The 24,140-nt window shown below is 65.5% G+C and carries 23 protein-coding genes; 14 read left to right on the top strand and 9 right to left on the bottom strand.

Going from position 1 to position 24,140, the window contains the following annotated elements; all coding sequences use genetic code 11:
- Window positions 1-22: 22 nt before the first annotated feature.
- Window positions 23-886 carry a DUF547 domain-containing protein gene (locus tag RHOSA_RS0112400; RefSeq protein ID WP_037258271.1) on the bottom strand — a complete coding sequence of 288 codons (864 nt, stop codon included), beginning with the start codon at window positions 884-886 and terminating at the stop codon, window positions 23-25.
- Window positions 887-1,034: 148 nt separating this feature from the next.
- Between RHOSA_RS0112400 and RHOSA_RS22235 the strand changes: the two genes are divergently transcribed.
- Entirely contained in the window at window positions 1,035-2,252 is a 1,218-nt protein-coding gene (locus RHOSA_RS22235; RefSeq protein ID WP_156092718.1) for a type III PLP-dependent enzyme domain-containing protein, read from the top strand.
- On the opposite strand, the gene RHOSA_RS0112390 is transcribed toward RHOSA_RS22235, so the two are convergent.
- Window positions 2,249-3,085 carry an alpha/beta fold hydrolase gene (locus RHOSA_RS0112390; RefSeq protein WP_027288921.1) on the bottom strand — a complete coding sequence of 279 codons (837 nt, stop codon included), beginning with the start codon at window positions 3,083-3,085 and terminating at the stop codon, window positions 2,249-2,251. The genes RHOSA_RS22235 and RHOSA_RS0112390 overlap by 4 nt on opposite strands.
- 198 nt (window positions 3,086-3,283) lie before the next feature.
- Here RHOSA_RS0112390 and RHOSA_RS0112385 point away from each other — a divergent pair, with 198 nt between their 5' ends.
- The gene (locus RHOSA_RS0112385) at window positions 3,284-4,168 is read left to right on the top strand and encodes an alpha/beta fold hydrolase (protein ID WP_051432103.1); all 885 of its coding nucleotides are present in this window, start codon (window positions 3,284-3,286) and stop codon (window positions 4,166-4,168) included.
- A 98-nt stretch (window positions 4,169-4,266) separates the two neighbouring features.
- On the opposite strand, the gene RHOSA_RS0112380 is transcribed toward RHOSA_RS0112385, so the two are convergent.
- The gene (locus RHOSA_RS0112380) at window positions 4,267-6,075 is read right to left on the bottom strand and encodes a PHA/PHB synthase family protein (protein ID WP_027288919.1); all 1,809 of its coding nucleotides are present in this window, start codon (window positions 6,073-6,075) and stop codon (window positions 4,267-4,269) included.
- 284 nt (window positions 6,076-6,359) lie between these two features.
- On the opposite strand from RHOSA_RS0112380, the gene RHOSA_RS24295 reads away from it, so the two are divergent.
- From RHOSA_RS24295 to recJ, 5 genes are all read left to right on the top strand, one after another.
- Entirely contained in the window at window positions 6,360-7,544 is a 1,185-nt protein-coding gene (locus RHOSA_RS24295) for an OmpA family protein (RefSeq protein WP_027288918.1), read from the top strand.
- A 72-nt stretch (window positions 7,545-7,616) separates the two neighbouring features.
- Complete coding sequence (locus RHOSA_RS22225) at window positions 7,617-8,858, top strand: LL-diaminopimelate aminotransferase (protein ID WP_051432102.1); 1,242 nt, start codon at window positions 7,617-7,619, stop codon at window positions 8,856-8,858.
- Complete coding sequence (locus RHOSA_RS0112365; RefSeq protein WP_027288917.1) at window positions 8,855-10,150, top strand: homoserine dehydrogenase; 1,296 nt, start codon at window positions 8,855-8,857, stop codon at window positions 10,148-10,150. The genes RHOSA_RS22225 and RHOSA_RS0112365 overlap by 4 nt, the downstream gene beginning before the upstream one ends.
- 164 nt (window positions 10,151-10,314) lie before the next feature.
- The gene (gene glpX, locus RHOSA_RS0112360) at window positions 10,315-11,295 is read left to right on the top strand and encodes a class II fructose-bisphosphatase (protein ID WP_027288916.1); all 981 of its coding nucleotides are present in this window, start codon (window positions 10,315-10,317) and stop codon (window positions 11,293-11,295) included.
- A gap of 35 nt (window positions 11,296-11,330) precedes the next feature.
- Window positions 11,331-13,145, top strand: coding sequence for a single-stranded-DNA-specific exonuclease RecJ (gene recJ, locus RHOSA_RS22220; protein WP_037256268.1), 1,815 nt, complete (start codon window positions 11,331-11,333; stop codon window positions 13,143-13,145).
- A 65-nt stretch (window positions 13,146-13,210) separates the two neighbouring features.
- Here recJ and RHOSA_RS0112350 read toward each other — a convergent pair whose 3' ends face one another.
- Window positions 13,211-14,509, bottom strand: a complete 1,299-nt coding sequence (locus RHOSA_RS0112350; RefSeq protein ID WP_027288915.1) for an O-acetylhomoserine aminocarboxypropyltransferase/cysteine synthase family protein — start codon at window positions 14,507-14,509, stop codon at window positions 13,211-13,213.
- Between the two features lie 229 nt (window positions 14,510-14,738).
- On the opposite strand from RHOSA_RS0112350, the gene RHOSA_RS0112345 reads away from it, so the two are divergent.
- Window positions 14,739-15,881 carry an acyl-CoA dehydrogenase family protein gene (locus RHOSA_RS0112345; RefSeq protein WP_027288914.1) on the top strand — a complete coding sequence of 381 codons (1,143 nt, stop codon included), beginning with the start codon at window positions 14,739-14,741 and terminating at the stop codon, window positions 15,879-15,881.
- Window positions 15,882-15,970: 89 nt separating this feature from the next.
- Here RHOSA_RS0112345 and minE read toward each other — a convergent pair whose 3' ends face one another.
- The 3 genes from minE to minC are packed head-to-tail and all read right to left on the bottom strand — an operon-like array spanning window position 15,971 to window position 17,907.
- Window positions 15,971-16,249: a cell division topological specificity factor MinE gene (minE, locus tag RHOSA_RS0112340; RefSeq protein WP_027288913.1), complete on the bottom strand. Its 279-nt coding sequence runs from the start codon at window positions 16,247-16,249 to the stop codon at window positions 15,971-15,973.
- Window positions 16,246-17,061, bottom strand: coding sequence for a septum site-determining protein MinD (gene minD, locus RHOSA_RS0112335; RefSeq protein ID WP_027288912.1), 816 nt, complete (start codon window positions 17,059-17,061; stop codon window positions 16,246-16,248). Before minD ends, minE begins: the two co-directional genes overlap by 4 nt.
- A gap of 57 nt (window positions 17,062-17,118) precedes the next feature.
- Window positions 17,119-17,907: a septum site-determining protein MinC gene (gene minC / locus RHOSA_RS22215; protein ID WP_051432101.1), complete on the bottom strand. Its 789-nt coding sequence runs from the start codon at window positions 17,905-17,907 to the stop codon at window positions 17,119-17,121.
- A gap of 278 nt (window positions 17,908-18,185) precedes the next feature.
- Here minC and msrA point away from each other — a divergent pair, with 278 nt between their 5' ends.
- The 4 genes from msrA (at window position 18,186) to RHOSA_RS0112310 (ending at window position 21,584) form a co-directional block, all read left to right on the top strand.
- Complete coding sequence (msrA, locus tag RHOSA_RS0112325; RefSeq protein ID WP_027288911.1) at window positions 18,186-18,650, top strand: peptide-methionine (S)-S-oxide reductase MsrA; 465 nt, start codon at window positions 18,186-18,188, stop codon at window positions 18,648-18,650.
- 113 nt (window positions 18,651-18,763) lie between these two features.
- Window positions 18,764-19,882 carry an enoyl-CoA hydratase/isomerase family protein gene (locus RHOSA_RS0112320; RefSeq protein ID WP_244880639.1) on the top strand — a complete coding sequence of 373 codons (1,119 nt, stop codon included), beginning with the start codon at window positions 18,764-18,766 and terminating at the stop codon, window positions 19,880-19,882.
- A gap of 151 nt (window positions 19,883-20,033) precedes the next feature.
- Window positions 20,034-20,933 (top strand): 3-hydroxyisobutyrate dehydrogenase, encoded by a 900-nt coding sequence (mmsB, locus tag RHOSA_RS0112315; protein WP_027288909.1) that lies wholly within the window; start codon window positions 20,034-20,036, stop codon window positions 20,931-20,933.
- 177 nt (window positions 20,934-21,110) lie between these two features.
- Window positions 21,111-21,584 carry a MarR family winged helix-turn-helix transcriptional regulator gene (locus RHOSA_RS0112310; protein ID WP_027288908.1) on the top strand — a complete coding sequence of 158 codons (474 nt, stop codon included), beginning with the start codon at window positions 21,111-21,113 and terminating at the stop codon, window positions 21,582-21,584.
- A gap of 27 nt (window positions 21,585-21,611) precedes the next feature.
- On the opposite strand, the gene RHOSA_RS0112305 is transcribed toward RHOSA_RS0112310, so the two are convergent.
- Together RHOSA_RS0112305 and RHOSA_RS22210 are read right to left on the bottom strand one after the other, a co-directional pair.
- Window positions 21,612-22,343 (bottom strand): LrgB family protein, encoded by a 732-nt coding sequence (locus tag RHOSA_RS0112305; protein WP_027288907.1) that lies wholly within the window; start codon window positions 22,341-22,343, stop codon window positions 21,612-21,614.
- 4 nt (window positions 22,344-22,347) lie between these two features.
- A complete protein-coding gene (locus tag RHOSA_RS22210; RefSeq protein ID WP_037256263.1) occupies window positions 22,348-22,725 on the bottom strand; it encodes a CidA/LrgA family protein in 378 nt (125 codons plus the stop codon).
- 134 nt (window positions 22,726-22,859) lie between these two features.
- On the opposite strand from RHOSA_RS22210, the gene RHOSA_RS24290 reads away from it, so the two are divergent.
- Both RHOSA_RS24290 and RHOSA_RS0112290 read left to right on the top strand, forming a co-directional pair.
- Window positions 22,860-23,789 (top strand): rhomboid family intramembrane serine protease, encoded by a 930-nt coding sequence (locus tag RHOSA_RS24290; RefSeq protein WP_051432100.1) that lies wholly within the window; start codon window positions 22,860-22,862, stop codon window positions 23,787-23,789.
- A 72-nt stretch (window positions 23,790-23,861) separates the two neighbouring features.
- On the top strand, window positions 23,862-24,065 hold the full coding sequence (locus RHOSA_RS0112290; protein WP_027288906.1) for a DUF6898 family protein: 204 nt from the start codon (window positions 23,862-23,864) through the stop codon (window positions 24,063-24,065).
- Window positions 24,066-24,140: the final 75 nt, after the last annotated feature.

The raw sequence follows: 24,140 nt of genomic DNA, 5'->3' as shown, positions 1-24,140 counted from the left end.
TTGGCTTGGAAAGGGCCGATCTTCACGACGCGCCGTCGCCTGTAGCGGCGTTCAGCGACCAGTCGTAACGGCTGTCATCGATCTCGGACACGCCGTCGAGGTCGGCCTTGCCGTCGAGGTCGGCCTTGAGCCCGGGGGCGGCGTAGCGCCTCAGGTGCTGGATCACACCGGCATCGCTGTTGCCGAAGTCCGCTTGATACCAAGTGTAGATCTTGGAAACGACGAGGCCGTCGTCCGTCACCTCGGCGCCGCGCGGGTCGTTGACGTACGCGCGGGCGGCGGCGGTCAGTTGCCGGTCGAGCGTCGCCGCGCGAAAGGGCTCGGCGCGCAGGTCCGGGCAGCCGCGTGCCGCGCAGTTGACCGCGTAGTGGATGCGCGGGTCCTGCCAGATCGGTCGCAGGATGCGGTGCTCGATGTCGTTCAGGCTGAGTGCCGTGCCCTCGACCGTGATTAGTTCCGCGTCCCAGGGACCGTTGCTGAACCAGCCGGGCGAGATGTCGATGTCGCGGATGCTGTCCACCGGATAGTGGTCCAGCACGACGTCGACCGTGAGTGCGTTGTACAGGTTGACCCAATAGGCGAACTGCACCGGCCGGCTGTATCGGGAAATCGGGACCTGCGCCAGGGCGTCGAGGTAACCGTCGAGCTGCTGTTGGTTGGCTGCGCTCACCGCGCTGTAGCGTACGCGGTTGGCGCCAGTCGGGTGCACCACCAGATAGCGGTCCAGGAAGGCGGCCCAGGCGTCATGATCGATCGTTGCCGTCGCACTGGCGTCATGGTCTTGCCAGCGAGGCCACAAGTCAGCTTCAGGCGCTGCCGCGGCGGGCAGGGCAGCACCGGCGGCGAGGAGCGCACCCAGAACAAGACGTCGGATCGTTCGGATCATCTTTTGGCAGCCGTTCTCATACATCCATGAGCCTTTAGTACCTATCTCGCAATGTGGGAAAGGCGGCGGGTCGGGTCGATGCACACATGATCAAAACGGCGCGAGTCCGGTGTGCGTGTGTTAACTTGCTGCGTGTTAGGAGACGTCATTGAGCCAAGATCTTCCGAGTCAGGCGGTCGCCTCCGCCGTTCCTGATCCGCGGCGGCGCACGCGTAGCTACCCAGACGCGGGCGAGGTCGCTCGCCTGCTGCAACCGAGCTATCCGGTCTACTGCCTGCGTCCGCACGTGTTCGAGCGAACGGCGCGGGCCTTCGTCGAAGCTTTCCCCGGTACGGCGCTGTACGCGGTCAAGTGCAATCCGCATCCAGCCGTGCTGCGGGCGCTGCACGCGGGCGGGGTGCACGCCTTCGATACTGCGTCGCTTGGCGAGATCGCGCGGGTTGCCGAGACGTTCGACGCGGCGGAATGCTTCTTCATGCATCCGGTCAAGCCACGTCCGGCGATCGCCAGCGCTCACCGCGTCTACGGCGTCCGCGCTTACGTCGTGGATCATATCGACGAGCTGCGCAAACTCGCCCAGCAGGTGCGCCACGATCCCGAGGTGACAGTCTTTGTCCGGCTGAAGACAGTGGAGTCCGCGGGTGCGTTCTATCATCTCTCCGCCAAGTTCGGGGCGGAGGACGCGGCCGCCGCCGAGATGCTGGCGGAGGTCGCGCACCTGGGCATGAAGCCCGGACTCGCCTTCCACGTCGGCAGTCAGTGCCTGGAGCCGGAAGCCTACGCTACCGCGCTCGAGCAGGTTGGGGCCGTGGCCGCGCGGGCCGGTGTCGCGCTGTCGGCGGTCGATGTTGGTGGCGGTTTCCCGGCCGTCTACCTCGGCACGCAGGCCCCGGAGATTGGCGACTATATGGCCGCGATCCGTCGCGGTCTCGACCGGCTGCAGCTCCCTGAGAGTTGCCGCGTGCTGAGCGAGCCGGGCCGCGCGCTGGTGGCGGACGGGCAATCGGTCCTGGTGCAGGTGCTGCTGCGCAAGGGCAGTCAACTCTATATCAACGACGGGGTTTACGGCTCGCTGTCGGAGATGACGGCGGCCAGCGTGCGTTACCCGGTTCGCCTGATCCGGGTAGAGAAGGGGCAGGTGATCACCTCCACCGCGCCGGAAGAGATCTTCGACGCGCACGGCCCCACCTGCGACAGTCTGGACATGATCCCCAAGGCCTTCCGCCTGCCAGCCGACATCCGGGAAGGCGACTGGATCGAGATCGACCGTGTCGGCGCTTACTCCAACGCGCTTGCGACCGACTTCAATGGCTTCCGTCCCGATACCTTCGTCGAGGTCCGCAATGAGCCGCCCGGAGGCCTTTAGCCCGAGGCATGCACCTCGCTAAGCCACTGACCGAGCTCGCGCGCCAACAAGCCGGGGGTGTCCAGCATCGCCAGGTGCCCGGCATCCGGCAGCAGGGTTAAGCCGGCATCGGGAATCAGTTCCACGAGCCTTCGTCCGACCGCCGGCGGGACCCACTGGTCACATTCGCCCCAGAAAACCCGCGTTGGCACGTCCATCGCCGGGTACAGCGTCTCCAGCCGGTCGGTGTAGGCGAAGTCGAATTGCTGAATTTGTCGGTGATAGGCCGCTTGGCCCTGCGGGCCCATCCACGGGGCGATCAGCGCCCGCTTCCAGTCGGTCGAGAGCGGGCGTTCGGCCGCCGTTGCGATATGGGCGGCCAGGATCGCCTGGTGGACATAGCCTGGTAAGGCGTTGAACGTTTCCGGCGCTTGGTTCACCAGCCGTGCGTATTCAGTCCCCCAGGGGCTCAAGACCACGCCGTCGACAACGGCAATTGCGCGCACCGGCACCGCTTCCACCAGATGCGCGCCCAGCACTGCGGCCGCGCCGAAGTCGTGGCCGATCAACACAGGCTTCTCAAGCTGCTGGTTGACTATGAACGCGGTGAGCACCCGGGCAAAGCTGCGTAGCCGGACTTCCTGGCCTTCATATTTGTCGGACTCCCCATAACCGGGGAGGTCCAGAACATGACAACGGAAGCGCTCGCTCAGTCGATCGACGACGTCGCGCCAGATCAGCCCCCGAAATGGCGTGCCGTGAACCAGCACCACGTCCGGCCCATCGCCGAAGCGGTCGTAGGCGATCTGGCCCTGGTCGGAGTTGAAACGTTGGGCAAGGGTGAGTTCACGCATCAGGCGCGCTCCATCGTGGCGTACGGGTGATGTCCGCATTGGGGCGCGGGTCGGTGCGTAATGACAAACGAGCTTTCGTCAGCGTGTGGTGAGCCCAGCTATCAAGGTGAGGGTGCGCAGATCGCGCTTGGATATGGGGGCCCGGCGCGGCAGGGTGCAGGGGCTCGGTAAGGTGTTGAACGGGAAGGGCCGATTGCCATGATCACCGATGTCCCGCCGCGTCTGGATCGGATGCTCGGGCTGTCGCAGCACGGTTTCCACACCATCGCCCTTGCCGAATGGGGCACGGCCGACAAGCACGATGTTGCGGTGTGTGTCCACGGCCTGACCCGCAATGGGCGCGACTTTGACGTGCTGGGCGAGGCTTTGAGCCGGACTCACCGGGTGTTGTGTCCGGATGTGGTCGGGCGGGGCGGTAGCGACTGGCTGCCGAACGAGGATGCCTACGGCTACCCACAGTACATGTCGGATATGGCGGCCGTGATCGCCCGTGGTCATGCCGCCGCTGTCGACTGGATCGGCACCTCGATGGGCGGACTGATCGGAATGATGCTGGCCGCACAGCCACGAAGCCCGATCCGCCGGCTGGTCATCAACGATGTCGGTCCGTTCGTGCCCAAGGCGGCGCTCAAGCGGTTGGCGGACTACGTTGGTGCCGATCCGCACTTCGCCGATTTCGAGGCGGGGCTCGCCTACATCAAGCGTGTGCACGCGCCGTTCGGCGACCTCAGCGACGCGCAATGGCGGCATCTGGCCAGCCACTCCCTGCGCCCCGACGACCAGGAGGGGGGCTACCGGCTGGCCTACGATCCCAAGATTGGCGCGCCATTCCGCGATCCCGCGCAGATCGAAGACGTCGACCTCTGGCAGCTGTGGGATACCATCCAGTGTCCGGTGCTGGTGTTACGCGGCGCGGAAAGTGACCTGCTGCTGCCGAAGACGGCGCAGGAAATGACCCAGCGCGGGCCCCAAGCCGAGCTGATCGAGATTCCGAACTGCGGCCACGCCCCCGCGTTGATGGACGATGATCAGATCGGTGCGATCACGGACTGGTTCGCGCGCACAGGACGGACGCGTCCGTAGAGCGAACAACACGGGTCGTAAGCCCATAAGAATGCCGCCCGGGACGAGGGTCCCGGGCGGCGCGAGTTCTGGCGCAGAGTAGGACGTCAGCGCCGGCGCTACGCTTTTGCTTTCACCTTCACGTAGGAGCCAGGCGCGTCTTCGATCGGGGTCAGGACGCCGCCGCCGGGTTCACGCGCCTCGACCTTTTCCTTGCCGCCCTTCTGCTCCATCCACTTGTGCCACTCGGGCCACCAGGAGCCGTCGACCTTCTTGGCGTTCTGGAACCAGCTATCCGGGTCTTTCGGGTTCCGGCTGTTGAGCCAGTAGTTGTACTTGTTCGCCGCCGGCGGGTTGACGACGCCGGCGATGTGGCCGCTTGCGGCCAGCACGAACTTGACCGGTCCGCTGATCGCCCGGGTCAGGGCATAGCCCGACTTCCACGGCGCGATGTGGTCTTCCTTGGTGGCGAGCGCAAAGGTTGGGTGATCGATCTTGCCGAGATCGATCGGCACGCCCTTGAGTTCGATGCCGCCTGGCTCCAGCAGTTTGTTCTCCTGGTACATGCGGCGCAGGTAGAAGCTGTGCATGGCCGCCGGCATCCGGGTGGAATCGCTGTTCCAATACAGCAGGTCGAATGGGAACGGCTCTTTACCAAGCAGGTAGTTGTTGATCACGAACGACCAGATCAGGTCGTTGGCGCGCAGCAGGTTGAACGTCTGGTTCATCGAGTTGCCCTCGAGATAGCCCTTCGAGGCCATCATCTCTTCCAGCGAGGACAACTGTTCCTCGTCGATGAACACCTCCAGCTCGCCAGCCTCGGAGAAGTCGACCATGGTGGTGAAGAAGGTCGCCGCCTTCACCCGGTTCTTCTGCTTGGTCTGCGCCAGGTAGGAGAGGGTGCAGGACAGCAGCGTGCCGCCCAGGCAGTAGCCGATCGCGTTGACCTGCTTCTCGCCGGTGACCTGCTCGATCACGTCCAGGGCGGTCAGAGGGCCTTCGGTCATGTAGTCTTCGAACGACTTCTGGGCGAGCTTCTCGTCCGGGTTCACCCAGGAGATCATGAACACCGTGAAGCCCTGGTCGACCGCCCACTTTACGAACGAGTTCTTTTCCCGCAGGTCCAGGATGTAGAACTTGTTGATCCAGGGCGGCATGATCATCAGCGGGGTCTTGTAGACCTGCTCGGTGGTCGGGCTGTACTGGATCAGCTGCATCAGGTCGTTTTGATAGATGACCTTGCCTGGCGTCACCGCCAGGTTCCTCCCGACCTCGAAGGCGTCGAAGTCGGTCTGGCTGATCTTGCCGCGCTCCATGTCTTCGAGCAGATGCTCAAGACCCTTCAGCAGGTTTTCCCCGCCGGTCTCCAGCGTCGTACGCAGCACCTGCGGGTTGGTCATGACGAAGTTGGAGGGCGCCAGCGCATCGACGAATTGGCGGGTGTAGAAGTCGACCTTCTTGGCGGTGTGCTCGTCCACCCCCTCGACGTCGTGCACGGTCGACTGCATCCACCGTGCGGTCAGCAGGTAGGACTGCTTGATGAAGTCGAACACCTGATTGTCGTGCCAGGCTGGATCCTTGAAACGTCGGTCGCCTTTTTCCGGCTCGGCGACCGGTTCGGACTCCTCGGCGCCCAGCATGCGGCTGGCGGTCGTCTGCCAGAGCCGCATGTAGTCTTGCCAGAGGTTCATCTGCGCCTGTACCAGCTTTGCCGGATCGCTCATCATCCGGGTGGTGACTTCGTAGAAGGCGCTGGCGATGTGGGTCGGATCGAACGTCGCGTTGGGATGCGTAAGCTCCTGGCGTTCCATGAAATCGCCGACCAGCTTCTGGCTCTGCTCGGCGATTCTCTGCATGGTCTGTGACAGTTCGACCGGGTCGGGGAGTTTCACGTCCTCGCCGTCGCCCTGGCCCTGTTGCTCTGCCATATTGCCTTCCCTATGATCCTGCCGATTGCTTGACTGGGTGGCTGTCGCGTCTGCGGCGTATGACATAACGCCGCCTTAAAACCCTGCAGGCGCAGCCAGCAGGCAGCGCCTTTGGGATGTACCATAAGCATCAGGGGCAACGTTGCAACCGCACCACCGGATAGACCGGTTCACCTTAGGGAAAGGCGAGGTCTTATGGGGGTGATGTCTGTGAGGTCTGCAAGGGTCGACCACAGCGGACAGACGCGGGCAACGCTGCAACGATCGGTGAGGGAGCAGCCGCAATGACCGGTGTGAACGCGGGATCTGGATATGTCGGACAGGTGGTCCGACTGGCTGCTGTCCTGGTAGTCGGCGGCTTGCTGACGGCCTGCAGCGATACCTGGGACACGGTGTCTCGGCCGCTCGACCCGTTGCCGCCGGCCGACCCCCAGGAGATCGAGGCACCGCAACAGGGGGCCGGGGACTATCCCAGTCTGTCCAGCGTGCCCGAGGCACCGCCACGCCGCCCGAGCGGTAAGCAAGAACGCGACCAGATCCGGAACTCCCTATCCTCCGACCGGGCGAACGCGCGCTACAGTGACGAGCTCAGGACCGGGGAGGGCATCCAGCAACGCGCGTCCGACACCCCCGGTTCCGAAGACAGCGCACCAGCCGCAGCCCCGGAACAACCCGAGGTCGCGGACCAGATGCCGTCCGATACGGCCGGCACGGCTTCCGGCACGTCTCGCGATGGTCGCCGGGAGATGCCCGCTCGGCCGGTGCAGTCGGCCATGCAACCGGAAAGTCCTGCGTCCGACCGTGAGACGTCCGATGGTACGGCATCCGAGAGGGCATCACCCGAGCGTGCGCCGGACGTACCGCAGATGCAGCCGAGCGAGCAGGGCGAACCAATCGAGGTGCCGTCCCAGCCGAGCTTCGATGAGAGCGATGCAGGCGCTGCGACGCGCGGTTCGTCGGCGGGACAGGTGCGCAGCAGCAGGGCCCCGCAGCAGCCGGTTAGTGTTCGGCGTGTTGCCTCGACCTCAGCGCAGCCGACGATGGTCGGGCCAGAGGTTGGGCAGTCGCGCACACTCAGCCGAGAGGACGCAGGTGGCCAGACGATGGTCGATGGCGGTCGCCGGGTAGCTGTGATCTATTTCAGACATGGGGCGGTCAGCCTAAACGGCAACGATCGGCAGGTGCTGCGGGAGGTGGCGGACCTCTACGAACGCCTCGGGCGCGAGTTGCGCGTGGTTGGCCATGCCAGCAGCCGCACGGCCACAAAGGACCCGTTTGCCCATCGCATGGCCAATTTCGATACCTCGATATCGCGGGCGCAGGTTGTCGTGGACGAGTTGGTATCGATGGGCGTGCGGCGCGACGATATTCAACTGGAGGCCCGCGGCGACAGCGAGCCCGTCTACCACGAGTTCATGCCGACCGGAGAAGCGGGCAACCGCCGGGCGGAGATCTTCCTGCAGGGCTAATGCGTCGTAGCCCCGCTTGAGTTAATGCCCCGAGCGACGTTCCCCCAAGCTGCTGAGCCGCGATACGTAGCCATGGATGAATTTCACAAAATCAAACGCTTGCCGCCTTACGTTTTCTCCGAGGTCAACCAACTGAAGGCGAGCGCCCGCCAGCGCGGGGACGACGTGGTGGACTTCGGCATGGGCAACCCCGACCAGCCGCCGCCCCAGCACGTGGTCGACAAGATGACGGAGGCCGTGCAGAAGCCTGGGGTCCATCGCTATTCGAACTCGCGGGGCATTCCGGGGCTGCGTCGCGCGCTTGCCGGCTACTACGAACGTCGGTTCGGCGTGGAGCTTGATCCCGAGCGCGAGGCGATCGTCACGCTGGGGTCCAAGGAGGGGCTGGCGAACCTCGCCCAGGCGATCACCAGCCCCGGCGACGTGCTGCTGGTTCCGAACCCGAGCTATCCGATTCATGCGTTCGGCTTCATCATCGCCGGCGCGGCTCTGCGCCACCTGCCGATGGCCGGGTTCGACGACAGTGAGGGGGATTTCCGGCGCGAATTCATGCGCCAGCTGGAGCGCGGCGTCCGTCACTCCGTACCTAAGCCGCTGGCCGTGGTGGTGAACTTTCCGGCGAACCCGACCACGCGGACGGTCGATTTAGACTTCTATGAAGAGTTGGTGGACTTCTGTCGGCATCACGGCATCTACGCGATCTCCGACATCGCCTATTCGGAGCTCTATTTCGACTGCCCGCCGCCGCCTTCGATCCTGCAGGTTCCGGGCGCGAAGGATGTCGCTGTCGAATTCTCCTCGCTGTCCAAGACCTATTCGATGCCGGGATGGCGTATCGGTTTTTGCGCCGGCAACCCGAAGTTGGTCGGTGCGCTGGCGCGGGTGAAGAGTTACGTCGACTACGGTGCCTTCACGCCGATCCAGGTCGCCGCGACGGCCGCGCTGAACGGTCCGCAGGACTGCGTCGATGAGATGCGCGCGCGGTACCGCAGTCGACGCGATGTACTGATCCGTGGACTCCAGCAGGCCGGGTGGGAAGTGCCCAGTCCGGAAGCCAGCATGTTTGCCTGGGCGCCGATCCCCGCGGCGTTCCGTCACCTCGGCTCGCTTGACTTCTCCAAGCTACTGCTTGAGAAGGCGCAGGTCGCGGTCAGCCCCGGGGTTGGGTTCGGCGAATACGGTGAGGGCTACGTGCGCCTTGGCCTGGTCGAGAACGAGCACCGCACCCGGCAAGCGATCCGCAACATCAAGGCCTTCCTGCGGAAGGTCGATCCCGAAGAACTTCCGAGTGAACGACGTGAGGTGGCGCTGTGAGCGAAACGCTGCGCATCGGCATCGCCGGCCTGGGTACGGTCGGGGCCGGCACGCTGCATCTGCTGAACACGCACTATGAGCTGATCGCACAGCGGTGCGGCCGGCCGGTGCTGGTGACGGCGGTGTCCGCGCGCGACCGGCGCAAGGATCGGGGCCTCAATCTGGAGGCTGTGCGTTGGTTCGACGATCCGGTCGCGTTGGCTGGCGATCCGGAAATCGATGTGGTGATCGAACTGATCGGCGGGGCCGACGGTGTCGCGAAGGAGGTCACGGAGACAGCACTCGCCAACGGCAAGCACGTGATCACCGCGAATAAGGCGATGATCGCCCATCATGGCACCGAGTTGGCCCACCGCGCCGAGGAGGCTGGGGCGGTGCTGTCGTACGAAGCTGCGGTGTGCGGCGGTATCCCGGTGATCAAGACGTTGCGCGAGGGATTGGCCGCCAACGCGATCTCTGCCGTCTACGGCATCATGAACGGAACCTCCAACTTTATCCTGAGCCAGATGCGCGACACCGGCCGGGAATTCTCGGAGGTGCTGCAGGAAGCGCAGAAGCTCGGCTATGCCGAGGCCGATCCCAGTTTCGATGTCGATGGGTACGATGCCGCGCACAAGCTGGCGATCCTGTCGGCGCTCGCGTTCAACGCACAGGTCGATTACGCGCATTTGCACGTCGAGGGCATCCGCGAGGTGACCTCGGTCGACATCGCGTTTGCCGAGGAACTTGGCTACCGGATCAAGCTGCTCGGCATCGCCCGGCGGGTGGATGGCAAGATCTCCCAGCGGGTGCACCCGGTGATGGTCAAGCGCGACGTTCCGATCGCCAATGTCGAGGGCGTGAACAACGCCGTCGTCGCCGAGGGCGATTTCGTCGGCTCGATCCTGAGCGAAGGTGCCGGCGCGGGCGCGGGGCCGACGGCATCCGCCGTGGTCGCCGACCTGATCGACATCGCGCGGGGTATCCGTCTGCCCACCTTCGCCGTCCCGGCGAGCAAGCTGGACGCGGCCGTGCCGTGTCCGATGGATGAGCATGAGGGCGGCTACTACCTGCGTCTGATGTGCCTGGACCGTCCAGGGGTGATCGCGGGCGTCGCGGCGGCTCTGCGCGATCACCAAATCTCCGTGGAGACGCTGGTGCAGCGTGGCCGTGGCCCGGGTGGTGAGGCCGTGCCGGTGGTGATCACCACCCATGAAACGAACGAAGCGGCCATGCGCGGTGCGCTTGCCCAGATCGAAACGCTGGAGGCGGTTCTTGAGCCGCCGCGGGTGATCCGGATCGAGGCATTTTAGGCCGCTTGCCGGATATGGAATAATCCGGCACCAAGGGCATCAACGGGACGCATGTCAACGTTCTACGCTGCGGAGTTCGGCCATAAACCGTTGCCCCGATACGTGGGGCAGGTCGGTCGCCGGCCTTCGCGGCTCACGCCTTATTTGTAGGGGAGCACCACCTCATGGCGAACGCCACGCTCGACCGTAACCTCGCGCTGGAAGCGGTTCGCGTCACCGAATTGACTGCGCTGTCCGCCTCGCGGCTGATGGGCCGCGGCGACGAAAAGGCGGCTGATCAGGCCGCGGTGAACGCCATGCGCGAAGCCTTGAACGGTCTGGCGATCAGCGGTCGGGTCGTGATCGGCGAGGGCGAGCGCGATGAGGCCCCGATGCTTTACATCGGCGAGGAAGTCGGCGCCGGCGGTCCGAACACCGATATCGCGCTCGACCCGCTGGAGGGCACCACGATCACCGCCAAGGGCAGTGCCAACGCGTTGGCGGTGATCGCGATGGCTGAGCACGGCGGCTTCCTGAACGCGCCCGACGTGTACATGAACAAGATCGCGGTCGGCGGGAACTATCCCGAGGGGATCGTCGACCTTGACGCCGAACCGAGGGACAACCTGAACGCCCTCGCCAAGGCCAAGGGGGTCGAGGTCGAGGACCTCGTTGTCTGCATCCTCGACCGGCCGCGCCACCAGGAGATCATCGCCAAGGTCCGCGAAGCCGGTGCCCGGATCATGCTGATCAACGACGGCGATGTTTCCGGCGTGATTGCCACGACCAACTACAATGCCGGTGTGGACATGTACATGGGTGTCGGCGGCGCGCCGGAGGGTGTGCTTGCTGCCGCTGCCTTGCGTTGCATCGGTGGTCAGATGCAGGGCCGGCTGGTGTTCCGCAACGACGACGAGCGTGCACGGGCCCAGCGCTGGGGCATCACCGACTTCGACCGCAAGTACGCGCTTCACGATCTGGCCGGCGGTGACGTCATGTTCGCCGCGACCGGCGTGACCGACGGCACGATGCTTCAGGGGGTGCGCCGGCGATACAAGGGGGCGCAGACCCACTCGATGGTGATGCGCTCATCGACCGGCACGGTTCGCTTGATCACCGCAGACCATAACTTCCAGCGTAAGACCTGGACCGGCGACGCGAGCTAGTACGCGGACCCGTTTGAGTCTTCAGGGGAGGGGAGATGGCGCCAAGTTCGTCCGCCGCTGCTGAGACCGAGGCCGGCCGGCCCGGTTTCCTCGGCGTCGAACGCTCGCTGTCGGGCAAACGCTGGGAAGCGCGCCTGAGCGAGGATCGCTTGGCACGCCTGTTAGCCCAGCGTTTGAACCTGCCGGAGGTCGTCGGCCGCGTGATGGCCGGGCGCGGCGTGACGCTCGAAGCGGCGGAGGGCTACCTCAACCCCTCCCTCAAGACCGACCTGCCCAATCCTGATCGGTTTCAGGATATGCGCCCGGCGGCCGAGCGCATCGCGGATGCGGTGCAGGATGGCGAGCCGATCGCGGTGCTGGCGGACTACGACGTCGACGGCGCGACCTCCGCCGCGTTGCTGCGCCGTTTCCTGCAGGCGCTTGGCCACGACTGCCGGATCTACATCCCCGACCGGATCGAAGAGGGCTATGGGCCCAATCCGGGGGCCTTCGATACCCTGGCGGGCGAGGGCTATCAGCTTGTCGTCACGCTGGATTGCGGCACTACCTCCTACAGTGCGCTCGATCATGCGGCGCAGGAAGGCCAGGAGGTGGTGGTGGTCGACCACCACACCGCCGAGCCGCAGTTGCCGGCCTGCTACGCGCTGGTTAATCCCAACCGGCTGGACGATGAAAGCGGCTGTGGTCAGCTCGCGGCAGTCGGCGTGACCTTCATGCTGACGGTCGCGGTCAATCGCACGCTGCGCGCGCGCGGCTACTATGGGGAAGCGGTTCGGGAGCCCGACCTGCGCCGCTGGCTGGACCTGGTTGCGCTGGGCACGGTGTGTGACGTTGTCCCGTTGACCGGCGTGAACCGGGCGCTTGTCACCAGTGGTTTGAAAGTTCTGCAGCAACGCCGCAACGTCGGGCTCGCCGCGCTTGCCGACGTCGCCCGGCTGGAAGAGACCCCGGGGCCGTTCCACCTTGGTTTCGTGCTGGGGCCCCGGGTCAATGCCGGCGGCCGGATCGGCCGGGCCGACCTGGGCGCGGAACTGCTGTCGACCGATATGCCTGGCCGGGCCAAGGAACTCGCGGACCAACTGGAGCAATTGAACCGGGACCGGCGCGAGCTGGAACAGCAGGTGCTGGAGGAAGCCCGCCAGCAGGTGGCGGCGACACCGCCTGCCGACGGGCTGGTGGTTGCCGCGGGCCACGGCTGGCACCCGGGCGTGATCGGCATCGTCGCCAGCCGTTTGATGGAAGCCTACGACCGGCCGTCGCTGGTGATTGCGCTCGACGATCAGGGGCAGGGCAAGGGGTCAGGCCGCTCGGTACGCGGCGTTGATCTAGGCGGCTCGGTGATCGCCGCGCGACAGGCCGGCTATCTGTCCGCCGGCGGCGGGCACCCGATGGCTGCCGGCCTGACGGTCGAGGCCGGTAAGTTGAACGAGGCGCGCGCCTTTTTGGAGGAGCGGTTGGGGCGTGCGCTGGCTGCTTCCGGCTACGTCCCCGCGCTCGGCTTTGACGGTGCGGTACAGCCTGGTGGGGCGACGCTCGACCTGCTGCGCCAACTCGACAAGCTCGGTCCCTACGGTACGGGGAATGCCGAGCCGCGCTTCGCCGTGCCGAATGTTCGCATCCACGGCGCCCAGGTGGTCGGCGAGAACCATGTGCGCTGCTACCTGGAGGGGGCCGACGGCCAGCGTTTGAAGGCAATCGCCTTCCGGGCGCGCGACACCGATCTTGGGCGTGCGCTGCTCGATGACCGCGGCGTGCGCCTGCACATCGGCGGCAAGCTGCGCGTCGACCAGTGGGGCGCGCGCGAACGCGTCCAGCTGATTATCGACGACGCGGCCCACGCCAGCGGGTAAGTACCAGAATTTCCGGGAAATTCATCCCCTCTCCTTGATGTAGGAGGAGAGGGGATGCTGCATTTTTAGCTATGCGCTGCCTTCAGAGCCTGGTCGAGGTCGGCCAGGATGTCGTCGATATGCTCCAGGCCGATCGACAGGCGGACGTAGCCAGGCGAGACGCCGGAGGCCTCCTGCTCTGCTTCGGTCAACTGGCTGTGCGTCGTGGTCGCCGGGTGAATGGCGAGCGAACGCGCGTCGCCGATGTTGGCGACGTGGTAGAACAGTTGCAGACTGTCGATGAACTTGCGTCCGGCCGCGGCGCCGCCCTCCAGTTCGAAGCCGCACAGCGAACCGAAGCCGCCCTTCAGGTGCGTTTTTGCCCGGCCGTAGTAGGTTTCATCCTGCTTGGTCGGGTAGATCACACGGGTGACCTGCGGGTGCTTTTCCAGGAAATCCGCGACCGCCTGGCCGTTGCGACAGTGCTCGCGCATGCGCAGCGGCAGCGTTTCCATGCCCTGTAGGAACAGGAAGGCGTTGAACGGGCTCATCGCGCAGCCGAGGTCGCGCAGCAGCGTCACCCGGGCCTTGAGCGCATAGGCAATCGGGCCGAGCGGCTTCGCGGCTTCGGTCCAGACCGCCCCGTGGTAGCTCGAGTCCGGTTGGTTCAGCAGCGGGAAGCGCTCGGCGTGCTTGTCCCAGGGGAAGGTGCCGCCGTCGACGATCATTCCGCCGACCGAGGTGCCGTGGCCCCCCAAGTATTTGGTCGCCGAGTAGACCACGATCGCCGCGCCGTGCTGCAGCGGCTGGCAGATCACCGGCGCGGCCGTGTTGTCGACGATCAGCGGAATGCCTTCCTCGCGGCCGATCCGGGCGACCTCCTCGATCGGGAAGACCTGCAGGCGCGGGTTGGGCAGCGTCTCGGCGTACCAGGCGCGCGTGCGCTCGTCGGATTGCCGGCGGAACTCCTCGGGATCGGCCGGATCCACGAAGCGGACCTCAATGCCCATCTGCCGAAGGGTGTTGTTGAACAGCACGTAGGTGCCGCCGTAGAGGTCGGTCGAGGAGACGATGTTGTCGCCCGCCTGGGCGATGTTCTGCACCGCCATCGCGGACGCCGCCTGACCGCTGGATACCGCGAGCGCCGCGGCCCCGCCCTCGAGCGCGGCGACCCGCTGCTCCAGGATATCCAGCGTCGGGTTCATGATCCGGGTATAGATGTTGCCGAGTTCTTCCAGCCCGAACAGCGCCCGGGCGTGCTCCGTATCCCGGAACTGGTAGCTGGTCGTCTGGTAGATCGGCGGCGCGACCGACCCGGTCGCCGGATCGGCGCGATAGCCGGCGTGCAGGCAGATCGTTTCGGGATGTTTGCTGGACTCGGTCATGAACAGATGCCTCTCCCATCAGGCGGTCGTTCTTGGGCGGCTACGTAAAGGCCCATCGTTGCACGGGCGACCAGTTGTAAGCGCGCCCGCACGGCGGTGTAAATCGACACACGCAAATGGGAACCTTTGCAAACCAGGGGGCGTGGCAAAGAATGCCCTGTTTTCGTCGCATGGCCCGCGACGGTATCGTCTATCTCGTCGATCCGAACTCAGTGCCGAGGGGAAGACCATGGATTTCGCCCTCACCGACGACCAGCGCGCCTTTCGCGATGCGGCGGCGCAGTTCGCGCGCGAGCGGATGGCGCCTTATGCCGCCGACTGGGACGTGCAGCACACCTTTCCGGAAGAAACGTTGCGCGCGGCCGCTCAGTTGGGCTTTGCGGCGCTCTACGTGCGCGAGGATGTCGGCGGCTCCGCGCTTGGCCGGCTGGATGCGGCGATCGTGTTCGAGGAACTTTCGGCGGCCTGTCCGTCAACGGCGGCTTATCTCTCGATCCACAACATGGTCGCCTGGATGATCGACGCCTTCGGTAGCGCAGAGCAGCGCCAGCGCTTCCTGCCGGATCTGACGACGATGAACGCCTTCGCCTCTTACTGCTTGACCGAGCCCGGCGCGGGGTCCGATGCCGCGTCGCTTGCGACCAAGGCGCGTGCCGTTGACGGTGGCTACCAACTGACTGGAACCAAGGCTTTTATCTCAGGCGGCGGCCGCAGCGACCTTTATCTCGTGATGGCGCGCAGCGGGGAGGCGGGCGCGGGCGGGATCAGCGCCTTCCTAGTGCCGGCCGATACGCCCGGCCTGTCGTTCGGGGCACAGGAGCGCAAACTCGGCTGGCACAGCCAACCGACGGCCCAGGTGATGCTGGATGCGGCGTTCGTGCCGACCGAAAATCGGCTGGGCGCGGAGGGACAGGGCTTCCGCATCGCGATGGCTGGGCTCGACGGCGGCCGGGTCAACATCGCGGCCTGCTCGCTCGGCCCTGCGCGGGCGTGTCTGGAAGCTACCTTGGCGCACCTGCGCGACCGCAATCAGTTCGGCCGGCCGCTGGCGGACTTCCAAGCGCTGCAATTCAAGCTCGCGGACATGCAGACGGAACTCGAAGCGGCACGTCTGCTGGTGCACAAGGCGGCCTGGACGTTGGATCAGGCCGACCTGCAGGCGACGCGCCAGTGCGCAATGGCCAAGCGCTACGCCACCGACGTCGGTTTCGAAGTCTGCAACCAAGCGCTGCAGCTATTCGGTGGCTATGGCTATCTGATGGACTACCCGATCGAACGCTACCTGCGCGACGTGCGTGTCCATCAGATCCTGGAAGGCACGAACGAGATCATGCGCCTGATCATCGCCCGCAAACTCTTGGCGGAGACGTGAAGTTCAAGCTCTAGACGCCTGACTCGCCTTCCATTCCATCTTAGGCTGCCGGTTCCGAACTTGCCGAGAAACGGCCGTGGCGCGCTGCCTTACGCGCTACGCTTCTGTTCGTCGGGCATCTCTTCGGGCAGCTCGACGTTGACCTCCAGCGTGGCGACGTCGCCCTCGCGGTCCAGTTGAACCTGAACCTTGTCGTCGTCAATCTGGACGTACTTCTTCACCACCTGCAGCAGCTCGCGCTGCAGTTGCGGCAGGAAGTCCGCGCCGCCCTCGCGGCCCGCGCGTTCGTGGGCCAGCAGAATCTGCAGGCGCTCGCGCGCCGCCGGGGCGGAGGCGGGTTGTTTCCGGAACAGGTCCAGGAGCTTCATGCCGTCCTCCGGAACATCCGACCGAACAAGCCCTTCTTCTCGCGCTTGATGAAGCGGTGCGGCAGGTCTTCGCCGAGGAAACGGCCGACGGCGTCGCCATAGGCCTGGCCGGGCTGGCTTTCGTTGTCCAGGGTCACCGGTTGGCCCAGGTTGGAGGCGCGCAGCACCGCCTGATCCTCGGGGATCACGCCCAACAGCGGGATCGACAGAATCTCCAGCACGTCGTCGATCGCCAGCATCTCGCCGCGCTCGACCCGGTCGAGATCGTAGCGGGTTAGCAGCAGATGCTCCTTGACCGGATCCGCGCCTTCCTCGGCCCGCTTCGATTTCGATTGCAGCACGCCCAGGATGCGGTCGCTGTCGCGTACGCTGGAGACCTCGGGGTTGGTGACCACGATCGCCTCGTCGGCGTAGTACAGCGCCATCACGGCACCGTGCTCGATCCCGGCGGGGCTGTCGCAGACGACGTAGTCGAACTGCTCACGCAGCCGTTCCAGCGCTTCGCCGATGCCCTTGGTATTCAGGGCGTCCTTGTCGCGGGTCTGGGAGGTGGGAAGGATATAGAGGTTGTCGACCCGCTTGTCCTTCACCAGCGCCTGGCTGAGTTTTGCCTCGCCGTGGATGACGTTGATAAAGTCGAACACCACCCGGCGCTCGCACCCCATCACCAAGTCGAGGTTGCGCAGGCCGACGTCGAAATCGACGACGACCGTCTTGTAGCCGCGTTGCGCCAGGCCCGCGGCGAAGGCGGCGGCCGAAGTGGTCTTGCCGACGCCGCCCTTCCCGGAGGTCATGACGATGATCTTGCTCAAGGGACTGCCCCTCCTCGCTGTTGCCTTGCGCCAGGCCTTCGTGCGTCGAAGTCGCTGCTAGCGCCGGCGGGTTGTCGTCGTCGGCTCGCTGATCGGATCGATGATCAGATCCTCGCCCTGTAGGTAAATCTGCACCGGCTGGCCGATCAGCGATTCGTCGATGTCCTCGCGCACCCGGTAGGCGCCTGCGATCGACACCAGCTCCGCGTCCAGTTTCTGGCAGAAGATCCGGGCGCTCTCGTCGCCGCCCACGCCGGCCAGCGCGCGCCCGCGCAGCGCGCCGTAGACGTGAATGTGCCCGTCGGCGATCAGTTCAGCGCCCGCGCTGATCGGCGCCACCGCGACCAGATCGCCGCCGCGCGCATAGACGCGCTTACCGGAGCGGACCGGCTGGCTCAGCAGCTTGGCGGGTTTGGCCGGCGGCGGTGGCGGATTTTCCCGCTCCGGGCGCTTGGGCTCGGTTGCCGGCTTGGGGCCCGGGTCCCGGTTCGGCCGCTGTCGCCCGGAGCGCCAGGCAGGGAAGGGGCATAGGCCCAGGCTAAGCGCGGTTGCCGCGTGGCCGTCCCCGGCGTTCTGCACGCCCACCGGGACGAAACCCAGCGTGCGTAGCCGCTCTACCGTGTCGGCCAAGTCGAACTGCTCGGTATCCGGCACCGCTTGCAGGTCGAGTACGAGCGGGGCGTCTTCGAAGAAGCTGGGCGCCTGACGGAGCTTCGCTTCGACCCCGGACAGCGGATCGGCGCGCGCCGGATCGGGGACGTCGAGCACCATCAGCGTAAACGTCCCGCCGCGAAGCTTCGCCGGTGCCGAGCCGCCAGCGGCGGTCCGGGTGTCGGTTTCATGCAAGGGAATCGCCGCTCCCGCGGGCTTAAGCTTAAAATAGAGTTAACACGCGCACGCTAGTGGTCGTGACGCGATTCGGTGAAGTGACTTTTTCGGGACCGATCTTGACGTTTGCAAGCCCTAATTCAGGCGTGCGTTCGCCATCCTGCGAGTGACGTCTGAGCGGCCCTTCCAGCTCTGCGCTGGACCCGGCCTATAGCCCTGCTAGATAGTCGCGGACAAGGCAAGCGTTCATGTGCGCAAAATCCCTGGGCGCACCACAGATGAGGGAGCGACGAACCATGGCGACCGCGACCTTTGCCGCCGGCTGTTTTTGGCAGCCCGAGGTGATTTTCCGCGACACCGACGGCGTGATCGAGACGCGCGTTGGCTATACCGGCGGGGACACCGAGAACCCAAGCTATGAACAGGTCTGTACCGGGCGCACCGGCCATGCCGAGGCGATCGAGGTGACCTACGATCCCGCGAAGATCAGCTACGAGCAGCTGCTCGACATCTTCTGGGAGTGCCATGACCCTACCCAGAAGAACCGCCAGGGTCCGGATGTCGGCACGCAGTACCGCTCGGCGATCTTCGTCCACGACGCCGAGCAGCGCGAGACCGCCGAGCGGTCCCTTGAGGAGCAGCGCCGACGCCGGCGTGCAACCGTCCAGACCGAAATCCAGCCTGCCCAGATCTTCTGGCCGGCCGAGGAGTATCACCAGCAGTACCTGCAGAAGCGCGGACTCGCGACCTGTAAGATCTGACGGCTCTGGGCGTTGGGGGCAGAGACGAAGGGGGTGACCGGCACGCCCTTGTCATCGGGCGCGTGGCGGGGCATCCCTGGACTGCCCGATACAAAATAAGGGGAGAGCCAGGGGTGAGTGAGCAGACGACAGGCGTGCAGCCCGAGCCGATTGGCGGCACCGAGGAAATCGCATTCGCGCGCCGCGGCGCGCTTGGCGAGGTCAAACTGGCCCGGCCGAAGGCGCTCAATGCCCTCACGCTTGGGATGGTCGAAACGTTCGATCCGCAGCTGCGGGCCTGGGGCACGGACACAGGGGTGCAGGCCGTGCTGATCCGCGGGCAGGGCGAGAAGGCTTTTTGTGCCGGCGGCGACGTGCGCGCTGTCTGGGAAGATGGCAAAGCCTTGCAGCGTGGCGAGGGGGACGGTGCGCTGACCCGCCGGTTTTTCTGGGCGGAATACAGCCTGAACCGTTTGATTCATCAGTTCTCCAAACCCTATGTCGCCTGGATCGACGGGATCACCATGGGCGGTGGCCTCGGGCTTAGCATGCACGGCAGTCACCGGGTCGCCGGCGATCGTACCCTCGCGGCAATGCCGGAGACGGGCATCGGATTCTTCCCCGACGTGGGGGCGACCTGGGTCCTGCCACGTTTGCCCGGGGCGGTCGGCATGTACCTTGCGCTAACTGGCGCGCGGCTGAAGGCGGCGGATGCCGTCTACGCCGGCTTGGCGACGCACTACGTCCCGAGCGAGGCGGAGGTCGATCTTGCCCAGGCGCTCGCGGAAGCGGACCTGTCGGGTGATGCCCATGCTGCCGTGGATCGGGTGCTGGGCGCGTTCACCCAGGACCCGGGGCCCGCGCCACTGCAGGACCATCGCGCGGCGATCGATCGCTGTTTCGGCCAGCCCAGCCTTGAGCTCGTTCTGCGCGCCCTCGAGGCCGAAGGCAGCGCTTGGGCGAATGACACGCTGGAGACGCTGTCCAAGCGCTCCCCGACCTCGGTGAAGCTCACCTTCGCGGCCCTACAGCGCGGGCGGCACCTCGACTTCGATTCTTGCATGACCATGGAATACCGCCTGAGCCAGGCGTGTATGGGGGGCCACGACTACTATGAAGGCATTCGGGCCGTTCTGGTCGACAAGGACCATGCTCCGCAGTGGCAGCCGGCGACGATCGAACAAGTCGATGACGAGGTAATTGAGCGCGCTTTCCATTCACTGAGCGAACACGATCTCGTCTTCGAGCCGTAAGCGGAAGCCCGCGCGGCAACGCAGCCGAACCCTGCAGAACAGCAAGCCTGCAGAAGTAAAGAGAGCAATAAAAACAGGGCTTTGTCAGCCATTTCCAGCTTGGTGTTCGGGGTACGAAAAGTGAATAACCTAGCGGATCGGGAGGTAAGTCATGGGCGCGATCGGGTTCATCGGGCTGGGCAACATGGGCGGACCGATGGCGGCGAACCTGGCGAAGGCCGGGCATCAGGTCGCCGGGTTCGATCCCAGCGAGGCGGCCCAGCAGCAGGCGGAGGCGAACGGCGTTCGGCGCACCCAGACGATCGCCGAGGCGGTGCAAGGCGCGCAGACGGTGATCAGCATGTTGCCGGCCGGCCCGCAGGTGCGCGAGGTCTATAGCGGCCCTGGCGGGGTTCTCGAACACGCGCCCGCGCAGTGCCTGTTGATCGACTGCTCCACGATCGACGTCGATAGCGCCCGCGCAGTGCATACGGCTGCGCAGGAACGCGGCTATGCGCTTTTGGACGCACCGGTCTCCGGCGGCGTGGCGGGCGCGCAGGCGGGCCAACTGACCTTCATGGTCGGCGGGGCGGAAGACGCCTTCGAGTGCGCCAAGGCGTTGTTCGACATCATGGGGAAGGCTGCCATCCATGCCGGGCCGGCCGGCAACGGTCAGGTGGCCAAGGCCTGCAACAACATGATCCTGGGCATTTCGATGCTAGCGATTTCCGAGGCTTTTACGCTGGCCGAACGCCAGGGGCTCGATCCGCAAAAGCTCTTCGAGATTTCCAGCCAAGCCTCCGGGTCCTGCTGGGCGATGCTGAACCACAATCCGGTGCCGGGCTTGGTCGAGACAGCCGCATCGAATCGCGACTACGCGCCCGGCTTTTCTGCCGAGATGATGTGGAAGGACTTGAAGCTGGCGCAGGACGCGGCGATGCGTGCCAGCGTGTCGACGCCGATGGGATCGAACGCGCAGGCGCTCTATGCCGCGCTGGTCAATGCCGGTTGGGGCGGCAAGGACTATTCGGCGATCTATCGTCTGCTGCGTGGGGAGGCGCCGGAGAGCTGAGCCGGAGGGCAGTACCTCGAGGCAGATGATCCGAACGCGGCTCTGCTTCGTCCCAAATTTGCGGGTAACTTACCGTTAAGGCCATTGGGTTAGAACAGGACGTACGGACGTGCGCCTGGCGGGCACGGCGCTCACGAGCCGCGTTCAAGAGCCCCCGCAGGAAAGAGGGACAGCCCGGTGAAGGCTTCGTACCTGGAGACTATTGCGCTGATCGAACGTTTGCACCGTCAGTGCATGGACGTCGTGAAGAACGAGCTGGACCGTCAGGGCGTGCGCGACCTGAACGCGGTTCAGGCGATGATCCTGTTCAACCTTGGCGAGTCCGAGCTGACGGTGGGGGAGTTGACTCAGCGCGGCTACTACCTTGGGTCAAACGTTTCCTACAACGTCAAGAAGATGGTCGAACACGACTATCTGAAGCAGGAGCGTTCGCCACACGACAAGCGTGCGACGCACTTGCGTTGCTCCGAAAAGGGCCTGCAGGTTTGCCGACAGTTGGATGCGCTGTTCGAAGCGCATGCCGGGGATCTGACTGCCAACGGTCTGGAAGGCGAAGGCCTTGCCGACACCAATGATACGCTCCGTCGCCTTGAGGGATTCTGGGCCGCGGCGCGCCTGGGCGTGCGTCCAAGCTACACGTCGGCCGCCTAAACAAAACCGTCTAACCGCCTGTCTCGGCTAAAAGAGCAGGCGGATGACCAGCGGCAGAAGGATCGCGGTCGCGAGTCCATTCAGACCCATGGCAAGGCTGGAGAACGCGCCCGCGGCGTCGTTCATTTGAAGCGCGCGGGCGGTTCCGATGCCGTGCGCGGTCAGCCCGGTGGCGAAGCCGCGCGCCCGCCAGTCGCGGATGCGCAGCGCATCCAGCGTATAGGTGACGAGCACCGCCCCAATAATTCCCGTTAGAATCACCAGGACGGCCGTCAGCGATGGCAGCCCGCCGATCTCATCGGCGATCCCCATGGCGATTGGCGTGGTCACCGATTTCGGCGCAAGCGACGCCAGCGTGTCTTTGCTGGCCCCGAACAGCCAGGCCGTGCCGACGGCGGTGGCGGAAGCGGTCAGGGAGCCGACCACGAGGGCCACGCCCATCGGTAGGGCCGCACGGCGCATCTCCCTGAGATTGTTGTAAAGCGGGACGGCGAGGGCGACCGTAGCCGGGCCCAGGAGGAAGTGCACAAACTGCGCCCCCTCGAAGTAGCGTTGGTAGCTGACACCGGTCAGCTTGAGCAGTCCGACCAGGATGATGACAGCCCAGAGCACCGGGTTGGCAAGCGGGTGCAGGTTGGTGCGCTGATAGACCCATTGGCCGGCTTGATAGGCGAGCAGCGTCACCGTCAGGGCGAGCAGCGGTTGCTCGGCCAGATAGACCCAGATTCGGTAAAGGTCACCGTCGACGACTGTATCCATGGGGCTAGTCCTCCTTCTGCGCCTCAGGTCCCGGTGTGTTGCCGGTCAAGCGCGAGAGCCAAACCATGACGAGCGCGGTGACCGCGATCGTCACCACAGCCGAGACGGCGAGCGCGCTGGTGATGGCCAGCCATTCGTCGGCGACCAGCGAAAGGTGGGTGACCACCCCAACCCCGGCCGGCACGAACAGAAGCGACAGGTTGTTGAGAAAGCCACTCGCCGTGGCGCGCAGGCCGTCCGGGACGTGGCCGCGGATGATGAGTCCGACAAACAGGATGATCATGCCGATCACCGGACCCGGCAGTTCGAGCGCCAGCAGACGCGTCAATGTCTCGCCGACCAGTTGGCAGACCAGAAGCAGGGTCACAAAGCCGAGGTTCATGGTTGAGGGCCTTTATTGCCGTACGAAGGGGAGCTCATTGCAGCCCGTTCAGCCGACGCTAGCGTGCTGTGCCACGTTCATGCGATAGCCGAGCGCGTGAGAACGCGCAGCAGGGTGGGGCAAGTAGGGCGACGATGAGCGAGCGCGTGGAAGTCAGCCGGTGCCGGAACCGGGCAGAGGCGCGCCAGCAGGCCCTGGTTCTGGTCGCTGTCGGCATTGCCTGTCAGCTGCAGGAGGATGAGGGCGGCGTTGCCCTGTTCGTTGAGGCCGATGACGCGCTGCGGGCCGAATGGGAGCTGGACAGCTACCGCGAGGAAAACCGCCGCGCGCCATTGGTGACCACCGCACAGCGCCTGGGGTTGCTGACCGGGCCGCGCGCCGAGGTCGACGCGGCGGGCGCGCGCGTGCTGCCGAGCCCGCCGCTGTTGGGCGTGATCGGCTACGTCCTGGTGCTGCTCGCTGGGTTCGGTGCGCAGAACCGTCAGCCGTTCGGTCTGGATTGGACGCAGTTGGGGGCGGTCGACGCCGGCGCGATTCTGAACGGCGCGGTCTGGCGCGCGGCAACCGGGCTCACGCTGCACGCCAACCTGGGGCATCTGCTGTCCAATCTGGTGTTCGGCAGCGTCTGCGGCCTGCTGGTGGGCCGGCAGTTCGGCACCGGGCTCGCCTGGCTCGCGCTGGTGCTGGCGGGGACGCTGGGTAATCTGCTGAACGCACTGTTCCAAGACCCCGGGCATGTCGCCATCGGCGCGTCCACGGCCGTATTCGGCGGGTTGGGGTTCCTTGCCGGGGCGGCGCAGAGCGCGCGCGAACTGCGCTGGCGCCAGGGCTTGCGCCGCTGGTCGCCGGTCGCGGCTGGGATCATGCTGGTCGCCTTCCTGGGTGTGGGCGGTGAGCGCACGGACGTGGGCGGTCACGTGGCCGGCTTCCTCGCCGGCATCGCTCTTGGATTGGGGGCGGCGTATCTGCCGGAACGTCTTTGTACGAATAGGTGGGTGCAAAGCGGCTGCGCTTTGGTCGCTCTTGGAGGGCTCGCCATTGCTTGGTTGGTCGCGGTGGCGTAGGGCATTGGGATTTCCTTAACCCAATGCAGCGTAGCGTCGCTCCGGTCGAGTGGGCACCGAGCGGTGGGACGCATGCGCGAGATCATCTACGAGTTCATCCCCCAGGGGCGCTATGTGCGGGTCACCGCCATGGATCCCGCGACCTTGACCGAGGTCGCGATCGTCGGCGACGCGGCAAGCGGCAAAGACAAGCTGCGGGAGACAGCGGCGCGCAAACTGGACTACGTACTTGCCAAGGCGAAAAAACCCAGCCGTGCGGCGTTCGGTCTAACGTAGCCTCCGAAGCCTCGGAAATTTCCGTTCAATAAACGGCCTGCGCCCAGACAACGTGGCAGAACGGGCCGGCCCTGA

Origin of the sequence: Rhodovibrio salinarum DSM 9154 (genome assembly GCF_000515255.1) — a bacterium.
Taxonomy (GTDB): Bacteria; Pseudomonadota; Alphaproteobacteria; order Kiloniellales; family Rhodovibrionaceae; genus Rhodovibrio; species Rhodovibrio salinarum.
Note: the sequence above shows the minus strand (reverse complement) of the source record. Positions and strands in the feature narration are given on the sequence as shown.